The organism is Streptomyces sp. URMC 123 (genome assembly GCF_051386515.1).
Classification (GTDB): domain Bacteria; phylum Actinomycetota; class Actinomycetes; order Streptomycetales; family Streptomycetaceae; genus Streptomyces.
Genome location: NZ_JBPQTV010000730.1, coordinates 1 through 375, shown reverse-complemented (window position 1 = coordinate 375; position 375 = coordinate 1). Strand labels below are relative to the sequence as shown.

General features: G+C 75.2%; 1 pseudogene. It reads right to left on the bottom strand.

Features of this window, described 5'->3' with window-relative positions:
• Nucleotides 1-136: 136 nt before the first annotated feature.
• Nucleotides 137-375: pseudogene (locus ACSNOD_RS31815) on the bottom strand (hypothetical protein); the annotation flags it as partial.

Below are 375 nucleotides of genomic sequence, written 5' to 3'. Positions count from 1 at the left end.
TTTGTTCAAGGCTTGCGGGGCTTCCGGGGCTTTACGTGCGCCGGGCCGCTGTGCCTTACGGGGCCTCGGGGGAGCCCAACGGGGCTTTACGGGGGCCGGCGGGCGTTTGTTCAAGGCTTGCGGGGCTTCCGGGGCTTTACGGGAGCTTGTGGGCGTCCGTTCCCGCGCTCAGCCGCGCGGCCTCCCGGGCCAGCCGCTCGACGGCCCCCCAGTCCCGGCGGGCCACCGCCGCCCGGGGCACCATCCACGTGCCGCCCACGCACGCCACATTGGGCAGGTCCAGATACGAGCGCGCCGTGGCGGCCCCGATCCCGCCCGTCGGGCAGAACCGCGCCTCGGGCAGCGGCCCGGCCAGCGAGGCCAGATACGCGGCCC